The 22,195-nt window shown below is 64.5% G+C and carries 22 protein-coding genes; 7 read left to right on the forward strand and 15 right to left on the reverse strand.

Translation table 11 applies throughout. The annotated features are described in order from the left end of the window. From BLS55_RS04625 to nth, 13 genes are all read right to left on the reverse strand, one after another. Positions 1-825: an urease accessory protein UreF gene (locus BLS55_RS04625; RefSeq protein ID WP_218970730.1), complete on the reverse strand. Its 825-nt coding sequence runs from the start codon at positions 823-825 to the stop codon at positions 1-3. Further along, entirely contained in the window at positions 800-1,240 is a 441-nt protein-coding gene (gene ureE / locus BLS55_RS04630; protein WP_092153195.1) for an urease accessory protein UreE, read from the reverse strand. The genes BLS55_RS04625 and ureE overlap by 26 nt, the downstream gene beginning before the upstream one ends. A gap of 272 nt (positions 1,241-1,512) precedes the next feature. Next, on the reverse strand, positions 1,513-3,234 hold the full coding sequence (gene ureC, locus BLS55_RS04635; RefSeq protein WP_180365397.1) for an urease subunit alpha: 1,722 nt from the start codon (positions 3,232-3,234) through the stop codon (positions 1,513-1,515). Further along, entirely contained in the window at positions 3,231-3,569 is a 339-nt protein-coding gene (locus tag BLS55_RS04640; RefSeq protein WP_092153196.1) for an urease subunit beta, read from the reverse strand. Before BLS55_RS04640 ends, ureC begins: the two co-directional genes overlap by 4 nt. Positions 3,570-3,584: 15 nt before the next feature. Further along, a complete protein-coding gene (gene ureA, locus BLS55_RS04645; RefSeq protein ID WP_092153197.1) occupies positions 3,585-3,887 on the reverse strand; it encodes an urease subunit gamma in 303 nt (100 codons plus the stop codon). 162 nt (positions 3,888-4,049) lie between these two features. Further along, positions 4,050-5,090 (reverse strand): urease accessory protein UreD, encoded by a 1,041-nt coding sequence (locus tag BLS55_RS04650; RefSeq protein WP_218970731.1) that lies wholly within the window; start codon positions 5,088-5,090, stop codon positions 4,050-4,052. Between the two features lie 9 nt (positions 5,091-5,099). Continuing rightward, entirely contained in the window at positions 5,100-5,795 is a 696-nt protein-coding gene (gene urtE, locus BLS55_RS04655) for an urea ABC transporter ATP-binding subunit UrtE (protein WP_092153198.1), read from the reverse strand. A gap of 5 nt (positions 5,796-5,800) precedes the next feature. Further along, the gene (urtD, locus tag BLS55_RS04660; RefSeq protein ID WP_092153199.1) at positions 5,801-6,691 is read right to left on the reverse strand and encodes an urea ABC transporter ATP-binding protein UrtD; all 891 of its coding nucleotides are present in this window, start codon (positions 6,689-6,691) and stop codon (positions 5,801-5,803) included. Beyond that, a complete protein-coding gene (gene urtC / locus BLS55_RS04665; RefSeq protein WP_092153200.1) occupies positions 6,688-7,887 on the reverse strand; it encodes an urea ABC transporter permease subunit UrtC in 1,200 nt (399 codons plus the stop codon). Before urtC ends, urtD begins: the two co-directional genes overlap by 4 nt. Before the next feature lies 1 nt (position 7,888). Beyond that, a complete protein-coding gene (gene urtB / locus BLS55_RS12375) occupies positions 7,889-9,559 on the reverse strand; it encodes an urea ABC transporter permease subunit UrtB (protein WP_218970732.1) in 1,671 nt (556 codons plus the stop codon). Between the two features lie 137 nt (positions 9,560-9,696). Next, positions 9,697-10,977, reverse strand: coding sequence for an urea ABC transporter substrate-binding protein (urtA, locus tag BLS55_RS04675; protein WP_092153201.1), 1,281 nt, complete (start codon positions 10,975-10,977; stop codon positions 9,697-9,699). A gap of 430 nt (positions 10,978-11,407) precedes the next feature. Continuing rightward, positions 11,408-12,361 carry a chemotaxis protein gene (locus BLS55_RS04680; protein WP_092153202.1) on the reverse strand — a complete coding sequence of 318 codons (954 nt, stop codon included), beginning with the start codon at positions 12,359-12,361 and terminating at the stop codon, positions 11,408-11,410. 225 nt (positions 12,362-12,586) lie between these two features. Beyond that, positions 12,587-13,273 (reverse strand): endonuclease III, encoded by a 687-nt coding sequence (gene nth / locus BLS55_RS04685; RefSeq protein WP_092153203.1) that lies wholly within the window; start codon positions 13,271-13,273, stop codon positions 12,587-12,589. 213 nt (positions 13,274-13,486) lie between these two features. On the opposite strand from nth, the gene cutA reads away from it, so the two are divergent. From cutA to BLS55_RS11860, 4 genes are all read left to right on the forward strand, one after another. After that, complete coding sequence (gene cutA, locus BLS55_RS04690; protein ID WP_092153204.1) at positions 13,487-13,807, forward strand: divalent-cation tolerance protein CutA; 321 nt, start codon at positions 13,487-13,489, stop codon at positions 13,805-13,807. Positions 13,808-13,845: 38 nt separating this feature from the next. Next, positions 13,846-14,796 (forward strand): carbohydrate kinase family protein, encoded by a 951-nt coding sequence (locus BLS55_RS04695; RefSeq protein WP_092153252.1) that lies wholly within the window; start codon positions 13,846-13,848, stop codon positions 14,794-14,796. Between the two features lie 441 nt (positions 14,797-15,237). Beyond that, positions 15,238-15,669, forward strand: coding sequence for a DMT family transporter (locus BLS55_RS04700; protein ID WP_180365398.1), 432 nt, complete (start codon positions 15,238-15,240; stop codon positions 15,667-15,669). A gap of 52 nt (positions 15,670-15,721) precedes the next feature. Beyond that, a complete protein-coding gene (locus tag BLS55_RS11860; protein WP_143339519.1) occupies positions 15,722-16,366 on the forward strand; it encodes a class I SAM-dependent methyltransferase in 645 nt (214 codons plus the stop codon). A gap of 119 nt (positions 16,367-16,485) precedes the next feature. On the opposite strand, the gene BLS55_RS04705 is transcribed toward BLS55_RS11860, so the two are convergent. Then, positions 16,486-17,412 (reverse strand): ParB/RepB/Spo0J family partition protein, encoded by a 927-nt coding sequence (locus tag BLS55_RS04705; protein ID WP_092153205.1) that lies wholly within the window; start codon positions 17,410-17,412, stop codon positions 16,486-16,488. A gap of 240 nt (positions 17,413-17,652) precedes the next feature. Here BLS55_RS04705 and BLS55_RS04710 point away from each other — a divergent pair, with 240 nt between their 5' ends. Then, the gene (locus BLS55_RS04710) at positions 17,653-18,054 is read left to right on the forward strand and encodes a hypothetical protein (RefSeq protein ID WP_092153206.1); all 402 of its coding nucleotides are present in this window, start codon (positions 17,653-17,655) and stop codon (positions 18,052-18,054) included. Between the two features lie 254 nt (positions 18,055-18,308). On the opposite strand, the gene BLS55_RS04715 is transcribed toward BLS55_RS04710, so the two are convergent. Beyond that, positions 18,309-19,097 carry a ParA family protein gene (locus tag BLS55_RS04715; RefSeq protein ID WP_092153207.1) on the reverse strand — a complete coding sequence of 263 codons (789 nt, stop codon included), beginning with the start codon at positions 19,095-19,097 and terminating at the stop codon, positions 18,309-18,311. Between the two features lie 673 nt (positions 19,098-19,770). Here BLS55_RS04715 and BLS55_RS04720 point away from each other — a divergent pair. Both BLS55_RS04720 and BLS55_RS04725 read left to right on the forward strand, forming a co-directional pair. After that, a complete protein-coding gene (locus BLS55_RS04720) occupies positions 19,771-20,181 on the forward strand; it encodes a response regulator (RefSeq protein WP_092153208.1) in 411 nt (136 codons plus the stop codon). Between the two features lie 400 nt (positions 20,182-20,581). Continuing rightward, positions 20,582-21,376 carry a DsbA family protein gene (locus BLS55_RS04725; protein WP_092153209.1) on the forward strand — a complete coding sequence of 265 codons (795 nt, stop codon included), beginning with the start codon at positions 20,582-20,584 and terminating at the stop codon, positions 21,374-21,376. Positions 21,377-22,195 lie beyond the last annotated feature (819 nt).

Below are 22,195 nucleotides of genomic sequence, written 5' to 3' on the forward strand. Positions count from 1 at the left end.
TCAGCTCCTGAACAAACGTGAATACTGCCGCTCGTGCGCGGCGCTGCACAGGGCCAGCCCCGGCAGGGAGGCCCCCACTGCCGCGTCGTCCAAGGCCGCGGCCCGCGCCGCTTCCTGCGGCAGCAGGGGCAAAAATTCCAGCAAGGTCTTCTGCGCGGCCGTCTGGCCCAGAGGCACGGTTTTACAGGCTACGGCGGTCTGGTTCTGCAGCCAGCTCCAGGCATAGGCGCAGGCCGCGTTCCGCCCCCAGCGCGCCGCGCGCTCCGGCCTGGGAAACGCACCCGCAGCCCGCACCTGCAGCAAAGCCGCCGCCACGGCAAAACAGGCCGTATAGCCCGTCTCTTCGGGCAAAGCCACCAGCGGCGGCCACACCCGCAACGGGGCAGGCGTGTCCCGCGCTGGCGGGCATCCCGACGGCAGCAGACCCGTATCCGTCAGCAGCCGCCGCAGGGCCCGGCCCATCTGCGCTTCCTCCTGCCAGAGCTCCGCGCTTTCGCGGCCGGCCAGCACCCGGTCGTTCCAAAAGGCCAGCCCCGCCGCGTCCCCGGCCAGCGCCGCCCGGTGCAGCCGCAGCAGCAGCGGCAGATCGTTGCGGGCAAGGCCGTAGCGCAGCACGCCCTTGAGCCACCGCCCCAGGCCCGCCGCGTCGCGCACCAGGCCCAGCTCCACGGCGGACTCCAGCCCCTGAGACCAGGCAAAGCCGCCCACAGGCAAGGTCTGCCCGGCCAGATAGAGCAGCGGCAGCAGGGCAGGATCCGGCCCGGCCCACGCGCCCGCCGCCTCCGCGGCCGGATCGGCTTCAGGCATGGCTGTGGCGCCCGCCATAGGCCCCGCCCTCCGGCACAAAGGCCGCCTCTTCCCGCCGCAGGCGCAGGCCCAGGCTTTCCGCCAGCTCCTCCAGCACATGGTCCGGCGTAAAGCGCAGCCACTTGTGCCCCAGCTGCAGGGGCGCGTGGCGGTTGCCCAGATGGTAGCAGGCCCGCGCCAGGGTTTCCCAGTTGGGGGCCACGGCCGTCACCACCGGCTCCGCGGCATTGCGCACCACGGCCAGCGTTTCGCCCGCGCGCAGCACGTCCCCTTCCTGCAGCACCTGCCCCCGCTGCAGAAACAGCCCCGCCTCCTGGCCGCTGTCCAGCCGGAGCCGCTGTCGGCACTTGCCGCGCTGCTCATAGGTCAGCGTAACCTGCTCCGTGGGCTGCAGATCTTCCCGGTGGCCCAGATTCTCTGTAAACTCCAGCATGGAAGCGCTCCTTCAGTGGGATTGTTTCCTTCAAAAGCATTTCTTCCTCAGGCTGTGCGACGGGCGTACCCCGGCCTGGGGCAACCTGCGAACGCGCGCCCTCTCTGTCATCCCTGCCGCTGCCCCCCAGAGCGGCTTACCTTTGAGAATATGTATTCTCAAAGGTTACGGCACGCTCGTTTCTGCACTTAACAGCGCAAATGCATTGCGCTTACGCCGCAACAACCGGCGTCTGCTCACGCAGCCGCAGGGCATTGCAAGGTTGCAATGCCCTAAAACAGAAAATAGCGCTGCGCCATGGGCAGAACCTCCGCCGGAGGGCAGGTCAGGATTTCGCCGTCGGCGCGCACTTCATAGGTCTGCGGATCCACGGACAAGGCCGGGGTGGCGCTGTTGAGGAGCATATCGCTCTTGCGCAGGGCGCGCGTGCCCCGGCAGGCCGAAAGCCCGCGCAGCAGGCCCAGCTCGCGCAGCCGTCCTTCCCCGCCGTTCTCCATAAAGGCGCGGGAAACAAAGCTCAGGCTGGCCGCGGCCGCCGCCTGCCCCAGGGCCCCGAACATGGGGCGGCTGTGCATGGGCTGGGGCGTGGGGATGGAGGCGTTGGCGTCGCCCATGGGGGCGCAGGCTATCTGCCCGCCCTTGATCACCAACAAAGGCTTGACCCCGAAAAAGGCCGGCTTCCAGAGCACCAGATCCGCCAGCAGACCCGGCGCCACGGAACCCACGGCGTGGGCCAGGCCGTGCGCAATGGCCGGATTGCAGGTGTATTTGGCCAGGTAGCGCCGCACGCGGAAGTTATCGTTGCCGTGATCCTTGTCTTCCGGCAGGGGGCCGCGCTGCACCTTCATCTTGTGGGCCGTCTGCCAGGTGCGGATGATGACCTCGCCCACCCGCCCCATGGCCTGGGAATCCGAAGAAATCATGGAAATGACGCCCATATCCTGCAGAATGTCCTCCGCGGCAATGGTTTCGCGCCGGATCCGCGAATCCGCAAAGGCGGCGTCCTCCGGCAGGGAGGGATTGAGGTGGTGGCAGACCATGAGCATGTCCAGGTGCTCGTCCACGGTGTTCACCGTATAGGGCCTGGTGGGATTGGTGGACGAGGGCAGCACGTTGGGCAGGGAGCAGGCCCGCAGGATATCCGGCGCATGCCCGCCGCCCGCGCCCTCCGTATGGTAGGTGTGGATGGTGCGGCCCCGGAAGGCGGCCAGGGTGTCCTCCACAAAGCCCGCTTCATTGAGCGTGTCCGTGTGGATGGCCACCTGCACGTCGTACTCGTCGGCCACGCTCAGGCAGTTGTCGATGGCCGCCGGGGTGCTGCCCCAGTCCTCGTGCAGCTTGAGGCCGCAGGCCCCGGCCTCCAGTTGTTCGCGCAGGGCCTCGGGCAGGGCGGCATTGCCCTTGCCCAGAAAGCCGAAATTCATGGGCAGCAGGTCTGTGGCGGCCAGCATGCGCTCCAGATGCCAGGGCCCGGGCGAGCAGGTGGTGGCGTTGGTGCCCGTGGCCGGGCCCGTGCCGCCGCCCAGCATGGTGGTAATGCCGCTGGCCAGCGCCTCCTCCACCTGCTGCGGGCAGATAAAGTGCACGTGCGCGTCCATGCCCCCCGCCGTGAGCAGGCAGCCCTCCCCGGCAATGATCTCCGTGCCGGGGCCGATGATCACGTCCACGTCCGGCTGCACGTCCGGATTGCCCGCCTTGCCGATGCCGGCAATGCGCCCGTCCCGGATGCCCAGATCCGCCTTGATCACGCCCAGGGCCGCGTCCAGAATGACGGCGTTGGTGATGACCGTATCCATGGCCCCTTCAGCGTTGCCGCGCTGGCTCTGGCCCATGCCGTCGCGGATAACCTTGCCCCCGCCGAAGCAGACTTCCTCGCCGGGCACCGTGTGGTCGCGCTCCACCTCAATCCACAGATCCGTGTCCGCCAGGCGGATGCGGTCCCCCGTAGTGGGGCCGTACAGCTCGGCGTACTGACTTCTGGGTATGCGGATCATGCCTGCTCCTCCCCGGCCGCGTCCTCCAGCGGCCCCATGATTTGCCCCCGAAAGCCGTACACCCGCCGCAGGCCGCCATAGGGGATCAGGCGCACCGTGCGCTTCTGGCCCGGCTCCAGCCGCACAGCCGTGCCGGCGGGAATGTCCAGCCGCATGCCGCGCGCCTTCTCACGCTCAAAAACCAGCGCGGGGTTGACCTCAAAAAAATGGTAGTGCGAACCCACCTGAATGGGCCTGTCGCCCGTATTGGCCACCTCCAGCACCACCTCGCGCCCCGCGGACGCGGCGTTGCAGACTACCTCGTCCGCCGCCAACACATATTCGCCAGGGATCATTGCACCCTCTCCTTGCTACAAAATGGGATCGTGCACGGTGACCAGCTTGGTGCCGTCGGGAAACGTGGCTTCCACCTGCACCTCCCGAACCATCTCAGGCACGCCTTCCATCACGTCCTCGCGGCTGAGCAGGTTGCGGCACGAACCCATAAGCTCGGCCACGCTCCTGCCGTCCCGCGCGCCCTCCAGCACCGCCATGCTGATGTAGGCCACCGCCTCAGGATAATTGAGCCGGAGGCCGCGCGCCTTGCGCCGCTCCGCCAGCAGCCCGGCCGTGAACAGCAAAAGTTTGTCCTTCTCTCTGGGCAGCAGTTCCATAACGCCTCCTTGACGGGAGAGTTTTGTTATTTTTCGTTTTTTTGTGGGGGCGGGGGAACTTTTGTGGACAAAAGTTCCCCCGCCCCCACACCCCCACCCCTTCAAAAAACTTTTTCCTCTCGGGCAACGCGCCGGGCGTACCCTGGCCGGGTGGGGAAGAAATCAGAACGCTCCGGCCCAGACGCGCGGCGGGCAGGGCGCGCGGCCCGCCAGCACCGGGCGGAGCAGGGCCCAGGCCTGAAAAAACAGCCGCCGCGCCGCCTCCATATCCGGCCCCAGGTAGCGCAACAGCAGCACGCCCTGGCGCAGGGTGGCCCCGGCCCGCCCCGACGCCGGGGTCAGCGCGGCGGCAAAACCGGGACCGGGCCGGCCGTCGGCGGTTTGGGGCGTGCAGGGGTTTTCCGGGGTCAGCCCTGCCTGCAATCGGGCGCAGACCGCCGCCAGCGCCTCCTGGTCCGGGCCGGGGCCGCCATCCGCCCCCGCCCGTCCCACGGCGAACAGTGTGGCGCACACGGCCTGGCCCTGCAGGCCGAAGGGGCCGTGCTGCAGGTCTTCTCCGGCCGTCAGGTCCAGCGCCTCATGCAGCAGGGGGCGTCCCCCGCGCCAAAGGCTCAGGCGCTGCCGCAGGCGACCGCGCGTAAACATTTCCCCGGCTGCCGCGCGCCCCAGGCAAAGAGCCTCCCAGCCCAGGCAGCGGGCCGCGGCGTCCAGCGCAATATCCGTCGACAGCTCGGCCCGCGCGCCGTCGTAAACGATGGTCTCGCGCGGGAGCCACTCCAGCAGGCCGCCGCGCACCCGCAAGGTCGCGCGCTGGGCATGGGGCACCTGGCAGGCGTCGGCGGCGTAACACTTGGTGGCCGAGGGCGCGGTGAGCAGGGCGTGGGCCCCCGGCGCCACCAGGGCCGTGATGCTGAGCTCGTCGCCGCTCACCAGCCCCCCCGGCGGGTGCAGCAGGCAGCAGTGGCAGGGTTCGGCCAGACCTGTTTGCGGCAGCGGCCCTTCCGGGTAAAAGGGCCGCTGCACGCGCAGAGGGCCGTGAAAAGCCATTTCGGTAAGCACGCTGCGGGCCTGGCGCACGCTGAAGGTCAGATCCAGCCCGGCGCTCCAGCGCCGATCGGGCCCAAAGGCGTGGCCGCTGCCGTCCGGCGTTCCGGGCGCGACGGCGCGGCAGACGGCGGACGCGGGGGGGAGGGGAGAGCGCACGACGTGGCCTCAGACGCTCAGGAACGCCTTGACGGTAGCCGCGTCCAGGCCCTGCATGCTCCCCTGGGCCACAATGTGGCCGCGGTCCATAATCATGTAGGCGTCGGCCATGCGCCGGGCAAAGGGCACCTTTTGCTCCACCAGCAGCACTGTAAGGCCCATCTCCGCATTGAGCCGCCGGATGGTTTCGGCGATGTCACGCACAATATTGGGCTGAATGCCCTCGGTGGGCTCGTCCAGAATAAGCAGGCGCGGCTCCAGGACCAGGGCCCTGGCAATGGCCAGCTGCTGCTGCTGGCCGCCGGAAAGATCGCCCCCCCGGCGGTGGAGCATCTCGCCCAGTACCGGAAAAAAGTCGAAAATGAAGGACGGGATGCTGCGCAGCCCGTCCCGGCGCATGGGCAGAGAAAGCTCCATGTTTTCCCGCACGGTAAGCAAGGGGAAAATTTGGCGGCCCTGAGGCACATAACCTATGCCCAGGGCCGCGCGGCGCTCCACAGGCAGCGGGAGCAAGTCCTTCCCTTCCAGGAAAATATGACCGGAGCGCGCGGGCAGTACGCCCATGATGCACTGCAAAAGCGTGGTCTTGCCCACGCCGTTGCGCCCCATGAGGCAGGCGCAGGAACCGGCCGCCACCTCCAGATTCACGTCCCGCAGGATGTGGCTGGAGCCGTAATATTGATTAAGTCCTTCTATCTGCAGCATGGCTATTACTCCAAGGGTTCGCCCAGGTAGGCCTCTACCACGGCGGGGTGGTTCTGCATGGCTTCCATGCTGCCCTCGGCCAGTACGCTGCCCTGGTGCAGCACCGTGACCTTGTGGGCAATGGCCCGGACAAACTCCATGTCGTGTTCCACCACCATGATGCTCTGCTTGCCTTCCAGCTCGTGCAGGAGCTCAATGGTGCGGTCCATTTCTTCCGGGGTCATGCCCGCCACGGGTTCGTCCAGGAGGAGCAGCCGAGGCTTCTGCATAAGCAGCATGCCGATTTCCAGCCACTGCTTCTGCCCGTGGGAAAGGCTGCCCGCAGGCGTGCGGGCCTGCTCCGTAAGGCGGATGCGGGTGAGCACTTCCTCCAGATGGTCGCGCTGCTCGCCGCTGAGCCGCGCGAGGAATGCGCCCCAGACGCTCTTGCGCCCCGCCAGGGCCAGCTCCAGGTTCTGCGCCACGGTAAGGGCCGCAAAAACCGAAGGCTTCTGGAATTTGCGTCCGATGCCCGCCTGGGCAATGGACACCTCGTCCATCTGGAGCAGATTGCAGTCCCTGCCGAACCAGGCCGTGCCCGCATCGGGCCGGGTTTTGCCCGTGATGACGTCCATCATGGTGGTCTTGCCCGCGCCGTTGGGGCCGATGACGCAGCGCAGCTCCCCTTCGTCCACATAAAAAGTGAGGTCGTTGAGGGCCTTGAAGCCATCAAAGCTCACGCTGATGCGCTCCAGGTACAGGGCGATGCGCGGCTTTTCCAGCATGGCGCGCGGGGGTTGCACGCGCGCCTTGAGCGGGCGTTTGTCAAAAGGGGCGTGGCTGGCCTCATAGGCCCTGGCCGCCGCAGCCACCTCTTCCAGGCTGCGGCCCTGCAAATAATCTCGTGTCGGTTTCATGCCGCGCCTCCCTGGCCTGTTGCGCCGGTGGGGGAAAGGGGTTCAGGCGCGTGGCGGCGCAGCCGGGCGCGCACCTGTGCCGGCAGGCCCGCAAGCCCCTGAGGCAGAAACACGGTGACCAGCACAAACAGCCCGCCCAGGGCGAACAGCCAGACCTCCGGCAACACGCCCGTAAACCAGGTTTTGAAGGCGTTGACCGCAATGGCCCCCAGCACCGCGCCGTACAGCCGCCCCCGGCCGCCCAGGGCCACCCAGACCACAACCTCAATGGAGTTGAGGGGCGAGAACTCGCCGGGATTGATGATGCCCACCTGCGGCACATAGAGCGCGCCGCCCACGCCCGCCAACACGGCGGAAAGGGCAAATACGGCCACCTGAAAGCGCTCTACCCGGTAGCCCAGAAAGCGCGTGCGGTCCTCGGCGTCGCGGATGGCCACGCAGACCCGCCCCAGGCGCGAGGCCGTCACGGCCCGGCACAGGCAGTAGGCCGCCATCAGGGCCAACGCCGAACAGGCGAAGAGCGCCGTGCGCATGCCGTCGGTCTGGATGTCAAAGCCCAGCAGGGACTTGAAGTCCGTAAGGCCGTTGTTGCCGCCGAAGCCCATCTCGTTGCGGAAAAAGGCCAGCATGAGGGCGTAGGTCATGGCCTGGCTCATGATGGAGAAATAGACCCCGGAAACGCGCGAACCAAAGGCCAGCCTGCCGAAAACATAGGCCAGCAGGCCGGGCAGCGCAATGACCAGAAGCGCCGCCACAAGAAAATATTCGCTGCCGGTCCAGAACCAGGGCAGATCCTTCCAGTTGAGAAAGACCATAAAGTCCGGCAGATCCGGGTTGCCGTACACGCCGCGCGCCCCGATCTGGCGCATGAGATACATGCCGAAAGCGTAGCCGCCCAGGGCGAAAAAGGCCCCGTGCCCCAGGCTGAGCACGCCCATGTAGCCCCAGATGAGATCCACGGAAAGGGCCAGCAGGGCGTAGGTCAGGTACTTGCCCAGCAGGGTGACCATATAGCCCGGCACATGCAGGGCGCTGCCCTGGGGCAGCAGGCTGCCGCCGCAGACCGCCAGGGCAAAAAGCGCGGTGAGCAGCAGGAACGTGCGGGTAGAGCGGTTGAACAGGCCTTCGCGGGGCAGGGGATCCTGCGGGGCCGCGGGGGCGACGGTGACGCTCAGAGAAGAAGCAAGCGCGCCCATATCAGGCCTCCACCGCCCGGCCCTTCTGCGGGAAGAGCCCGCGCGGCCGCTTCTGGATGAACAGGATAAGACAGACCAGGATGATAATTTTGGAGAGCATGGCCCCGCTCGCAGGTTCCAGGAATTTGTTGGCCACGCCCAGGGCCAGGCCCCCCGTCAGCGTGCCCCAGAGGTTGCCCACCCCGCCGAAGACCACCACCATGAAGGAATCGATGATGTAGCCCTGCCCCAGATTGGGGCCCACATTGGAAACCTGGCTCAGGGCCACGCCAGCCATGCCGGCCACGCCGGAACCCAGGCCGAAGGTCAGGGCATCCACCCGCGCGGCGCGCACGCCCATGCAGCGGGCGATGGGCCGGTTCTGCGAAACAGCGCGCACTTCCAGCCCCAGCCGGGTGCGGTGCATAGCCGCGTGGATGCAGGCAAAAACGCCCAGGCAGAAGAACATGATATAGACCCGGTTGCAGGTCAGGGCAAAGTGCGGGGTAAGCTGCCACACGCCGCTCATGAAGTCCGGAGTCTGCACCGCCCGGTTGAGGGGCGAAAACACGCTGCGCACGGCCTGCTGCAACACCAGGCTCACGCCGAAGGTGGCCAGCAGGGTTTCCAGGGGGCGCCCGTAGAGGAAGCGGATGACCGTGCGCTCCAGCAGCACGCCCATGCCCCCGCTGACCAGCAGGGCCGCGGGCACGGCCAGCAGCAGGGCCAGGCCGGGGCTGCCCGGCAGGAGCTGCTGCATGCCCCAGGCCGTGTAGGCCCCCAGCATGATGAACTCGCCGTGGGCCATATTGATGACGCCCATGACGCCAAAGGTGATGGCCAGGCCAATGGCCGCCAGCACCAGAATGGAGCCCAGGCTCAGGCCGAAGAAGAGCATTTCAAAAAATCCGCCCCACTGGGCGGCCACGCGCTGGCCGTAGAGGGCCTCCTGCGCCGCCTTGGCCACGGCCGGGTCCGCATGTTCCGCCAGGCTGCCGAGCGCGTTGATCGCCGTGGGCGCGCCGCTGGCATCCAGGGCCGCCACGGCCCGGAGCAGATCGGCGGGTGCGGCGGCTTGATCCGCCGCCGTCAGCAGGGCCAGGGCGGCCTCCAGGCTGGCGCGGGTGGGCGCGTCTTTTTCTGCGGCCAGCAGGGCCTGCAGGGCCGGGGCCTTGAGGGGCGGGACGGCGTTTTCCATCAGCGCGGCCGCGGCCGCGCGGCGGCGCTGCACGTCGGGCGAGGTGAGGGACCGGGCGTTGAGCAGATCCGTCATGCGCTGGCGCTGGCGGTTGCTGGTGCCCACGCGGCGCAGGCCCTCAGCGGGGCGGGGGGCGGCTTCCGGCGCGAGCAGGGGCCGGGCGGCCTCGCCCTCGGCCACAAAAAGCTCGCCGCTTTCCGGCGCCGCCAGCAGGCGGCCGTGGAGCAGGGCGCGCAGCAGGCGGTCCTGCAGGTCCAGGGGCAGCGCGCCCAGCAGATCCAGCGCCTTGTCGCGGTCCATGACCTTGGGGCTCGTCAGAGCGCGGACCAGGTCCGGCGGCAGGGCGGCGGCAGCGGGGGAGAGGTGCGGCGCCGGAGCCGCGACGGGAGTCGACGCCGCGGCTCCGGCCTCCGCGTCCGCCGCCAGGGCGGACGGCGGCATGGCCAGGGGCAGACCGCACAGGGTGAGAAAAAGGAAGAACAGCACCGCGCGCATAAACATATCCTTGTCCCGGGGGGGTCGTCCGGCACGGGGCCGGAGGGGACGCCGAAGGGGAAGCCGGGGGCCGACGCGGGTCGGGGTCGGCCCCCGGGTTGCGGGTTGGAGGCTCTATGAGCTTTGGGCCTGCGGCCTTACTTGGAAGCGCCGCCGCACTGTTTGGTCTTCACGTTGTAGTTGCCGCAGTTGATGGGGTCGGTCCAGTCCGCCTCCAGGTCTTTGGAACCGGGCAGGTAGTCGGACCAGGCGTCGCCGGGCACCACCTTGGGCGTTTCCCAGACCACCTGGAACTGGCCGTCGGCCTGGATTTCGCCGATCAACACGGGCTTGGTGAGGTGGTGGTTGGGCAGCACCTTGGCCATGCCGCCGGTGAGGTTGGGGGTTTCCAGCCCCACGATGGCCTTAAGCACCTTGTTCACGTCCGTGCTCTTGGCCTTCTCCACGGCTTTGACCCAGAGGTTGAAGCCGATGTAGTGGGCTTCCATGGGGTCGTTGGTCACGCGCTTGTTGTCTTTGATGTAGGCGTGCCACTTCTTGATAAATTCCTTGTTGGCGGGCGTGTCCACGCTCATGAAGTAGTTCCAGGCCGCCAGGTGGCCCACCAGGGGTTTGGTGTCGATGCCCGAAAGCTCCTCCTCGCCCACGGAGAAAGCCATGACCGGAATGTCCGCGGCGGAAACGCCCTGGTTGGCCAGCTCTTTATAGAAGGGCACGTTGGCGTCGCCGTTGAGGGTGGAGACCACGGCCGTCTTTTTGCCGGCGCTGCCGAACTTTTTGATCTCCGCCACGATGGACTGCCAGTCTGAATGACCGAAGGGCGTGTAGTTGATGAGGATGTCTTCCTTCTTCACGCCCTTGGAGGTCAGGTAGGCTTCCAGAATCTTGTTGGCCGTGCGGGGGAAGACGTAGTCCGTGCCGGCCAGCACCCAGCGCTTCACGCCGAGGTCGTTCATCAGATAATCCACGGCGGGGATGGCCTGCTGGTTGGGCGCGGCGCCCGTGTAGATGACGTTGCGCGAGGATTCCTCGCCCTCATACTGCACGGGGTAGAAGAGCAGACCGTTGAGCTCCTCAAACACGGGCAGCACGGACTTGCGCGAAACAGAGGTCCAGCAGCCGAAAACCACGGCCACTTTGTCCTTGCTCAGCAGCTCGCGGGCTTTTTCTGCAAACAGGGGCCAGTTGGAGGCGGGGTCCACCACCACGGGCTCCAGCTTTTTGCCCAGCAGGCCGCCTTTTTTGTTCTGCTCGTCGATGAGCATGAGCATGGCGTCCTTGAGCGTGGTTTCGCTGATGGCCATGGTGCCGGAAAGCGAGTGCAGAATGCCCACCTTGATGGTATCTGCGGCGCGCGCGCCGGCAGCGCTGCAGAGCGTCAGGGCAAGCGCCAGCATTGCCAACATTTTTTTAACCATTGTTTTCCTCCTGGGAACACGGGGTGTACGCGCCCGGCCCCCATGGGTCGCGGTGCGCCGATGCGCTTTTTAAGCAAGCCGCATGCCAAGTCGGAAAATATCATATCCATCTGTTTTTAATATATAAAAATATTGCTCCAGATTTTTTTTAATACAAAATTGTATTTCTACCCCCAAAGCAAAACAATTTTATCTTGCGCGCCACAAACTGCGCGTCCCGCACCGTTGGCAACGGCACGGGACGCGACAGCACGGCTTGGCGAAAAAGGGCGGTGACGCGCCCGCTAGAGCAGATTGACTTTGAGAATATGCATTCTCAAAGTTCAGGGCACGCCCGTTTCGGCGCTTAACAGCGCAAATAAATTGCGCTTACGCCTCCACAGCGGGCGTCTGCTCACGAGCCGCCAGGGCATTTCAAAGTTGAAATGCCCTATTTGTGCAGCTTCTGGGCGATGAGCTCGCGGATGATGGTGCTGAGGCCGGGCAGATCGGGCTTGGAGACCTGCTTGTCCGCCCCCACCTTGACCCCCTTGGCGTAGAGGGCCTCAGTGATGAGGGACGAGAACAGAATAACCGGCAGGTTGTGCATGCCCGGGGCTTCCTTGATTTTGGCCGTAAGCATGTGCCCGTCCATTTCGGGCATTTCTATGTCCGAGACCACCAGGTGGACCAGGTCGGTAAGCTCCTTGCCCTGCGCCTGAGCCTCGGCCTGGGTTTTCTGCAGAAATTCCCAGGCCTCGCGGCCGCTGCCCACAGCCGTGACCTGAAAGCCGGATTTTTCCAGCGAGGAACGGATGATGTGCCGGAGGGAGCTGGAGTCGTCCGCCACCAGCAGATGGAACTGCCCGGCCCCTTCCACGGGGCTGCTGTCCAGCTCCACCTTGGACATGTCCAGGCTGCTGTCCAGATTGGCCAGGATCTTTTCCATATCCAGAATAAAGAGCACGCGGTCCTGGATGCGCAGCACGCCGGTGATGCTTTCGCGCGAGTAGTTCTGCACATAGCGGTTGGGCGGCTCAATGCGGTCCCAGGTCATGCGGTGGATGCTGGTGACGGAAGAGACCAGGAAGGCCGCCTGCACCCCGCTGAACTCCGTAACAATGACCTTGGCGTTTTCTCGCGTGGCCATTTCCTTGCCCAGCCAGGCGGCAAGGTCCAGCAGGGGCAGCACCTTGCCCCGCAGGTTAAAGGTGCCCAGCACGGAAGGATCGTGCTTGCTGGGCACGCTGGTGATGCTGGGCAGGCGGATAATCTCCAGCACCTTGGCCACATTGATGCCGTAGTGCCCGCTGTAGGCGCTGCCGTCGGGCTGCTTTTCGTCAATGAGGAATTCTATGATTTCCAGTTCGTTGTTGCTGACGTTGAGCAAGCTGTTCTGCGACATGGCGTCCCATCCTGTGTGCCGTGCTGGAGCATTGCGCGTGCGGCGCGCTGTGGCCGCGCGCAGCCGCTGCGGCCGGAACTTTGCGGGTTGCGCCGCCGCATGCCGGCTGCGCCGGGCGGCGGCCTGAAACCTTCCGCAAGGGGAAGGTTCAGATGTTAGCTTGTAAAGCTCATCGGCAAGGCCGCGATTTTCTTAAGCCGCCCCAGGGGCTTTGCCCCAAAAAAATCAGGCCCCGGCGCGGGCGCGCCCTGCCTTGCCGCCCGCGCGCGGGGGCTCCCGCCGGGGGCAGAAAGCTGCCAGGGGACACTGGCCGCACAGGGGCTTGCGCGCCGCGCAGACCTCCCGGCCGAACCAGACCATACGGTGGTTGAAATCCCCCCATTCCTCACGCGGCAGCAGGGCCATAAGGTCTCGCTCCACCTCCACGGGGTCTGTGGCGTCCGTAAGGCCCAGGCGATAGCAGATGCGCTTGACGTGCGTGTCCACGGCCAGGCCCTCGTTGATGCCGAAGGCCCCGAACAGCACCACGTTGGCCGTCTTGCGCGCCACGCCGGGCAAGGTCACCAGCTCGGCCAGGGTCTGCGGCACTGCGCCGCCGAAGTGGTCTCTGATCCGCCGCGCCGCGCCCAGCAGGTTTTTGGCCTTGCTGTGGTAAAAGCCCGTGGGCCGGATGACTTCTTCCAGCTCCTCAGGCGCGGCCTCGGCCAGAGCGGCGGGGTCCGGCCAGCGCCGGAAAAGCTCCGGGGTCACGGTATTGACCCGCGCGTCCGTACACTGGGCGGCCAGCACCGTGGCCGCCAGCAGTTCCCAGGCGTTGCGCGCGTCCAGGTGGGTGTGGGGCGCAGGGTAGCGCGCCTGCAGGGCCGCAAGCGTACGCGCCGCCCGCTCCCTGCGCTCATTTTTTGTACTCATGCGCCTGCTATGCCACAGGCGCGCACGCCTCGCAAGGGGCGGGCCGGCCCTGGCGGGAGGCCTTCAGCCGCAACGGCCTTCCGATCCCCGCGCAAAGGGATGCGCCGCGCCGGCACAGGGAAGGGTGCGCTTTGCCGCGGACGGCTGCTTCCGACGGCCCGCAACCCCTTGGTTTTTCCGCGCGCGCCGTGTAAGATGCCGCAGGAGGCGCGCGTGTCCTATCTTGTCTATGTGACCGTACCGCAAAAGGATGCGGCCCTGCGCCTGGCCCGTTTGCTGGTGGAGCGCCGCCTGGCCGCCGGGGCCAACGTGCTGCCCGGCGCGTTCTCCGTATACCGCTGGCAGGGCAAAGTGCGGGAGGCCGAAGAGTGCCTGCTGCTGGCCCAGGTAAGCCGTGCGGCTTTTGCGGACGTTATGGCCCTTGTGCGCCAGGAGCACCCCTACCAGCTGCCGTGCGTGGTGGCCCTGCCCCTGGAAGACGGGCTCAGACCTTTTTTGCGCTGGATAGACCGCAACAGCAGGCCGTTGGCATAATGCCGCTTAACCTTTGTCCTTTTGTCAATGAGGCGCCCATGTCCATCTACGTTTCCGGTTCGCTGGCTTTTGACCGCATTATGACCTTTCCCGGCAATTTTCAGGACCATATTCTCATGGACAAGCTGCACATGATCAATGTGAGCTTTATGGTGGACGCCATGGACGAACGGCGGGGCGGCTGCGCGGGCAACATAGCCTATTCCCTGGCCCTGCTGGGCGAAAAGCCGGTCATTGTTTCCGCCGCCGGCCGGGACTTCGGCCCTTATGCCGCAGCGCTGCAGCAGCTGGGCCTCCCCCTGGAGGGCATCCGCCGGGAGGACGACATCTTCACGGCCCTCTGCTACATTACTACAGACCTCAACAGCAACCAGATCACGGGCTTTTACCCTGGGGCCATGGCCCTGCCCGCCCGCTACGCCTTCCCCGATCTGGATCCGGACAAGGACATGGCCATCGTCTCCCCCGGCAATGTGGAGGACATGCGCCGCCTGCCCGGCTTTTTCCGGGAAAAAGGCGTGCCCTACATCTACGACCCGGGGCAGCAGCTGCCCGTGCTTTCGGGCGCGGACCTGCTGGCCGCCATTGAAGGCTCCTTTGCCTGCATCACCAACGACTATGAACTGAACATGATCTGCAAGGCCACGGGCAAGAGCGAGGACGAGCTGGTGGGGCGCACCCTCTGGCTGGTGACCACCCTGGGCGCGGACGGGGCCGTGGTGCGCGGCGCGGACGGCACGGAAACCCGCATTCCGGCCGTGCCCTGCGACGCCGTGCAGGACCCCACCGGCGCGGGCGACGCCCACCGCGCAGGCCTGCTCAAAGGGCTGACCCACGGCCTTTCCATGCCGGAGGCCGCCAGGCTCGGTTCCGTAAGCGCCAGCTTTGCGCTGGAAAAGCTGGGCACCCAGGAGCACAGCTACACGCCGGAGCAATTCCGCCAGCGCTATGAGGCGACGTTCGGGCCGCTGCCCCTTGCCAGCGCATAGGGGGCCCTTGAGGAGCGCCGCTGCAATGGCCGGCAGAACGCGCCCCGCAGCGTTTGCCAGGGCTTTTGCGCGGTAAGCCTGCGGGGTGCCCGCCTTGCGCAGGCATCAGGGCGTTTCAGGGGGGATCAGGCCAGTGCAGGCTTCTGCGCTGCGGCGTCCCGGCTGCCGCCGCGCCCGCCGTGGCGGCGCGCTGCGGTCCGGGCGGCTGTGCCCGCCGAAGAGCCTGCGCAGGTTCTAGATCAGATTAACTTTGAGAACAGGCATGCCCAAAGGTTGCGGGCCGCTCGTTTCGGCGCTTGCCAGCGCAAATACAGTGCGCTTACGCCGCCACGGCGGGCGGCTGCGCGCGCAGCCGCCAGGGCATTTCAAGGCTGAAATGCCTAAGGGACTGCATTCTGAGCGGCGTTTGCCGCACGCAACGCGCATTGCCAGGAGGCCGCCATGCTGCCCACCCTTGCCCTGATGATCTTTGCCGGCTGCATGGTGGCCCTGCAGGCCCCCATCAATGCGGCCCTGGCCCGCACCGTGGGCACGCTGGAAAGCAGCTTTATTTCCTTTACCGTGGGGGCCGTTTTTCTGGGCCTTATGAGTTTCGCTCTGGGCAAGGGGCAGGTGCTGCGCCTGGCGGAAACCCCCGCCTGGCAGTGGGTGGGCGGCGTGCTGGGGGCCTGTATGGTCTTCAGCACAGTGCTGGCCGTGCCGCGCATCGGCGCGCTGGCCACGGGCGTGGCCATGATCCTCGGCAATCTGTTTATGGCCACGGTCATTGACCACTTTGGCTGGTTCGGCCTTCCCTCTGTGCCGCTGGACGGGCGACGGGCTCTGGGCCTGGCGTGCATGCTGGCAGGGCTTGTGCTGGTCATGCGGCGCTGAGAAAACTTTTCATTTTTGCCTCTGGCTAAGAAAAATCTAAGGAGGGAACAAGATGCTTTGGGAAAACTTTCTTTCAAACAAAGGGAATCTTATTCACAAATGGAAATACTATTTCCCGGCTTATGAACGCCATTTCCACGAATACATCAATAAATCAATAGTATTTTTTGAAATTGGCGTGTCCAAAGGCGGATCGCTGGATTTGTGGACACGCTATTTCGGCCCCCTGGCGACCATTGTTGGCATTGACATTGACCCGAGCTGCGTTAAATTTGATAATAGATTCCATAAAGTACGTATAGGGGATCAGTCTGATAAAAAATTTTTACAGAGTCTTATTGAAGAATTTGGCAGACCGGATATAGTTATTGACGATGGCAGTCATAAAATGCACGATATGCGTAATTCTTTCTTGTATTTGTTTCCCTTGCTGAACAACAATGGTGTATATCTTGTTGAAGACTTGCATACCTGCTACTGGCCAGATTGGGGTGGGGGTCTAAAAAAACCAGGGACGTTTATAGAATTTTGTAAAGAACTGTTAGATATCCTCCACGCCCAGCACAACGGGATACAAATACCTCCAACACATTGCTTTGAAAGCATATTTTCTATGACGTTTTATGATTCCTTAGTTTTTTTTGAAAAAAAGTTAAAGTCAAAAAACGTTTCTATGATGTCTCCTGCCCCCAAATAACCCAGCGGGGATCAGCGATCGCATCTCAAGTCAGACCCAAGGCACATAACCTGGCCTGCGACATTCGTGCTGCACAGCTGCCGCCAGCCCGCGCATGCCTCTGTCGGCGCGCGGGCTGGTTACTCGTCGCTGCCTTCCTGCCCCGGCGTCAGCCCCAGCTTCAGCAGCAGGGCGTCCAGCTCTTCCCGGCTGGAGTAGGGCAGGGCAATGCGCCCGGCGTTTTCGTCCCCGCTGATTCTGGCCCGGCAGCCCAGGCTGCGGCAAAGGTTCTGTTGCAACACCTTTATTTCTTGACTTTTTTTGCGCGCTGCGCGGGGGGCCGGGGCGCTGGCGGGCGCTGGCGCTGCAGCATCCCAGGGCAGGGCGTTGTGCCCGCGCCAATAGGCTGCGGCTTCCTCGGCCTCGCGCACGGTGAGGTTGTGCTCCACAATGCGACAGCGCAGGCTTTCCGCGGCTTCCGCGGCATCCACGCCCAGCAGGCAGCGGGCGTGCCCGGCGGTAAGGCGTCCTTCCTCCAAATCCTGCCGCGCTTCCCGGCTCAGCTGCAGAAGGCGCAAGGCATTGCTCACTGAAGGACGGCTGCGGCCCAGGCGCGCGGCCAGTTCCTCCAGGGTCAGGTCCAGCGCCTGGCGCAGGGCCTGCAAGGCCTCGGCCTCTTCCATGGGGTTCAGGTCTTCGCGCTGGAGATTTTCAATCAACGCCGCGGCCATGACCTCTTTTTCCGACATCTGCCGCACATAGACGGGCGCGCGCTCCAGCCCGGCCAGCTGCGCGGCCCGCCAGCGCCGTTCGCCAGCCACAATCTGATACCCCTTGCCGCCGGGCAAAGGCCGCACCAGCAAAGGCTGAATAATGCCCTGCATCCGGATGGACGCGGCCAGCTCCTGCAGTCCGTCGGCGTCAAACCGCCGTCGGGGCTGGTGCGGATTGGGGTGCAGATCCTTGAGCGCCACCTCCGCGACGGGGCCCTCGCTTTCCTGCTGCACCGCCGATCCGGCAAAAAGGGCGTCCAGGCCCCGTCCCAGTCCTTTACCGCTGCCGCTCATGGCTGATCCTCCGCTCTCTGCATTGTTTGCGACCTCTGCCGCAGCCTTGCCCCACAAAAAAACGGGGCCGGAGGCATATCGGCAACATGCCAGAATTATGCGCTTATCCGTGCAGGCCGCTGCTGTATGCGCACTATCGCAATGCGTTTTTGTTTCTCCGGCGCACCGGCCGCCAGGGCCTTGACATTCTTCCGCGCCCCGCGTCAAGTTATGCCCCATACCCAACAAGGATGCGAAACCATGCCGGATAAAGACGCGCTTCGTTATGTTACTGACGCTCAGGGCCAGGTGGAATACGTTCTGGTGCCCTGGGATCTCTGGCGTCGCCTGGAGCCGCAGGCCGCCGCGCTTTCCGCGCCGCAACAGCCCGCTGCGCCGGAGCAGGCCCCTGGCCCTTTGGCCGATTTTGATGAGCTGCTGCGGACCTGGGATTTTCGCTATCCCTACGATCCTGCCGTGGCCTGCCCCCACTGCGGCGCCGCCACGGAAGACTGGCGCGCGGATCCGGCCAAGCCTTTTGTGCTGACCAACGCCAACATCGGCGGGCTGCTGGTTTTTCATTGCCGGGCCTGCGGCACCACCATCCGCCAGAAGCACTTTCGCGACCATCGGGCGCTGGAGCACAGCACGCCCCACTGCTGAGGCTGCGCCCCCAGGCCGCCGCCACGGCGCAAGGCTGGCCTGATCTGGACGCGGACACCCCGCACATGGCTCCTGGCCCGCGTCTGCCGGTGAGCAGCTAGCGCATTGCGTTTGCGACTGCGAGCCCCAAACAGCTGGGCTCTTTTCCTGGTCAGCGCCCGCGCTGGGGGCAACGCCAGAACCTGTAAAAACCGCAACGCATTGCGGACAAATAGTCAAAAAACATTAAAGTTCACAGAGATGCGACATACCCATTACTGCAGAACAGGATTTTGCGCAGCAGGGCGACGCAGCACGACTTCCTTGGCCAGCCCCAGGTATGCTTCCGCCCCTTTAGACTTAATATCATAGTGGATAATGGATTTGCCGTGGCTGGGGGCCTCCGAAAGGCGCACGTTGCGCGGAATGACCGTCTCAAACAAATGGTCGGGGAAACACCGCCGCACTTCGTTCTTCACTTCGCGGGTCAGGCGGTTGCGCGTATCGTACATGGTGAGCACCACGCCCAGCAGGCGCAGATCGGGATTCAGACGCTTTTTAACCTGCTCAAAGGTTTGCAGCAGCTTGACAATTCCTTCCAAGGCAAAAAATTCGCACTGCAAGGGGATGAGCAGCTCCCGTCCGGCGCAGAGCGCATTGAGGGTGAGCAGGCCCAGCGAAGGCGGGCAGTCCAGAAGAATATAGTCATACTCCTGGTGCAGGGGCTTCAGGCACTCGTCCAAAAAAAATTCCCGCGCCATTTTGTCCACCAACTCCAGCTCCACAGCCACAAGATTGGTGCTGGCGGGCAGGATGTCCAGAAAAGGCGAGCGGGTCTTGGCAATGCTGTAGCGCACCTTTTCCGGCTCATAAAAGGTGCCGTAGAGGTCGCCGTGCAGATTTTCCTGCTGCAGGCCCAGACCGCTGGTGCTGTTGGCCTGGGGGTCGCAATCCACCAGCAGCACCTTTTTTTCCATGACAGCCAGGGCCGCGGAGAGATTGATGGCCGTGGTAGTTTTACCCACGCCGCCTTTTTGGTTGGCGATGGAAATAATGCGCGCCATGCATTCCTCCTGGCCGCGGCACGGAGCCTGACAGCCGCACTGTGAAAAGACTGGACACGGATTCCGCTCGTGCGCAGTGTTGCCGGCAACGCTGCGCACAACATAACCATAGAGAAAAATTAGCACTCCATCAAAACCCTGAGCTTTCTGGTTTCACGTGAAACCCTGCATCGCCCCGGTTTCACGTGAAACCAGAAAGCTCAGGACACAATCTTTGTAGAAGAGAGAAGCGCATTCGTCAAGGCCTGCCCCCCAAAAAAGGCAACGCAAAGCGCACTGAACAGAACAATAGGCCCCCCAGAACAAGTATAAGGCAGAGCCGCCTGCAAAACCAAAAAATCATCGCGCGCAGGCCAATGCTGCTCGTTCAGATGAGGGCAGGGAGCAGCCCAACAGCAGTGCGGTCGCGGGCCGCCCGCCACAAGCCCCGCCCGGCTGCGGCAGCAAGGGGCCTTGCTGAAAGAGGGCATTGTGCGTACAAAACAACAGACCCAATACACGCGCAACACACGCCGCAGTGCCGGGCCGCAGAGGCATGCGACACAAACGGGAAACCTGCACAGGCCGCACACTGCCATGCGGCTGAACACAGGCTCAAGAGCGGGGCGCGGCCAGCCCGTCCGACACTGGCGCGCCGTGCACGAAACCACAGGAAGCAGCACCTGGAGCAAGTATGGGGACCGAACGCATCTTACTGGTTGATGACGAACCCGACGTGACCCGCATCCTGACCAAGCGCCTGGGCAAGCGGGGCTATACCTGCGCAGCGGCGGGCAATGGCCAGGAAGCCCTGGATATGATGGCCAAGGGGGCTTTTGAACTGGTGGTCATGGATGTAAAAATGCCCGTGCTGGACGGCATGGCCGCACTCCAGCGCATTCACAGCCAATGGCCGCGGACTAAAGTCATCCTGCTTTCAGGGCACGCAGACATGCAACTGGCCGTGCAGGCCATGAGCCAAGGGGCATTCGGCTATCTTATGAAACCCGTGGATCTGGACGAACTGATCTTCAAGCTGGAGGACGCCGTTACCCAAAGCCGCCTTGAAGGCGAGGCCGCCAGCCCGAGGGGCGCAAAGCCCTGAAGGGGAGGGGGGCAAGACCAGGGCAAGCGCGTCCACGGTTGCCCTGAGCAGATGCCAACCCCGGCGCTGCCATAGCTGTAACGGCTGGCGCTCGCCGCAATGGCGCAAGCCTTGTCCGCCTGGCCTGCGGGCAACAGAGCCCGACACGCCAGGACGAGCGCGGGGCCTTCCACCAAGACAACAGCGCCCGGCAGCGGGCGCGGCGCAGCGCGAGGCCTGCCGGCCATACGGCCACGGCAGACGCCGCAGGGCAAACGCGCAAGCGCTGCCGGCCCAAAGGCAACCGCTGCGCTCCGCAAAGGAGGCTGGACAGCGTCGCCCGAAGGCCCTACAGAACAATGAGCGCCGCTCACTGGGAAGCGGCAGAAAAATAAGAACAAAGCAACAGAGCGGAGTAAGCATGCAGTGGTTAAAATCAACGGCGCTGGCCGCCGCCGTTACGGCGGCGCTGCTGTGCGGCCCGACGGCGGAAGCCGCGCCCCTCAGCGATGAAAATCTGGCCCAGGCGCTGGAAAAAATCTTTCAGGAGCGTCCGGACCTGGTGATGGACGTGCTGCGGCGCAACAGCGAATCTGTCCTGGACATTGCCCAGCAGGGCTCCAACCTCCGCCGCAAGCGGAGCATGGAGGCCCAGTGGGCCGAGGACATGAAAACTCCCAAGAGCGTGCGCACGGCCGACCGCCCGGTCCTGGGCCCCGCCAACGCCAAGGTGCGGATCGTGGCCTTTTCCGATTTTACCTGCCACTTCTGCCAGCAGGCTTCCCACACGCTGGATGCCCTGCTGCGCGAATACGGCAAGGACGTGAGCCTGGTCTTCAAAAACCTGCCCCTGGATGAAAAAGGGCCGGGCGCAGCCGCCGCGGGCTATTTTACGGCCATCTCCCTGCAGAGCGGGGATAAGGCCTGGGCCTTCTACCGGGCCATGTTCGCCAACCGCGATCAGCTGGTGGCGGAAGGCGAGGCCTTCCTGAAAAAGACCGCCGAAAAGCTGGACGTGGACATGAAGCGCCTCTCCAAAGATCTGCACAGCAAAAAGGTGAAAACCATCCTGACCGAAGATCAGGAAGACGCGCAAAAACTGGGCGTGGAAGGCACCCCGTATTTCCTGGTCAACAACATGGTCGTGCGTGGGGCACTGCCGCTGGATCTCTTCAAAGACGCCCTTGACATGGCCCTCAAAAACCCCGCCAAATAGGGCAGAGCCGGCGGCAAAAGGCGCGTCGAAATACCCGCAACGCAGACGACAAAGGATCAGACAGCGCAAGCAAGAGCGGCGGACCGCGCCGCTGCGCAGCGCGCAAGCCCTTGCACGCCAACAGGCTCGCCATACGCCACGGGCAAAGCCCAAACCTCAAGCCTGACGCCAAAGCCCCTGCGGCATGCCGCAGGGGCTTTTTGCGTCGCAGTCAACGCAATCCATGCAGGAAAGAACAACGGCCGCTGCAGGGGCCTGCGGCTGCCATTGCGCAAAAACGTCCTGAAAGCAAAAAACCTGATGCCGAAAACTGACTGCCCGCGGGCACGGCGAGGGCTGCCCGCACGCGGGCCGGATTCCGCCCCGCGCCGCCTGACCACACTGCATTGCCGCAACAGGGCGGGGCCCGTCCCGCACAAAAGACCGCTGGAACCTATGGCCATTACGGCGTTCGGCCAAGTTCCGCCGCACCACAAAAAATGGATACGGGGAGCCGCAACCGCAGCAATGTCGTTGCAAAGGAAGGGTTCAAAAAAATATGACCGCAGAAACAATGCAAGCTACAGCAGCAATGCGGCGCGCGAGGGGACCGCACCTTGTTTCTGCAACTTCTATATCAAAACTCTAGAAAAATGCCCCTTGACCTTTTTCTCCAGGGGGTGCTTATAGGAAGAAGGACTGTCTCCCAGAGGCAAAAAGCACGGCACGAGAATTGCTATATCTGTCATAAAAGCGATGTCGTCAAAAAAACGACGTGAGCTTTGTCCCACAACGGCCTTCGCCCGCAGTGCCGTGCGGCAAGGGACAACTGCGGGGCAA

Source organism: Desulfovibrio legallii (genome assembly GCF_900102485.1).
Lineage (GTDB): Bacteria > Desulfobacterota > Desulfovibrionia > Desulfovibrionales > Desulfovibrionaceae > Desulfovibrio > Desulfovibrio legallii_A.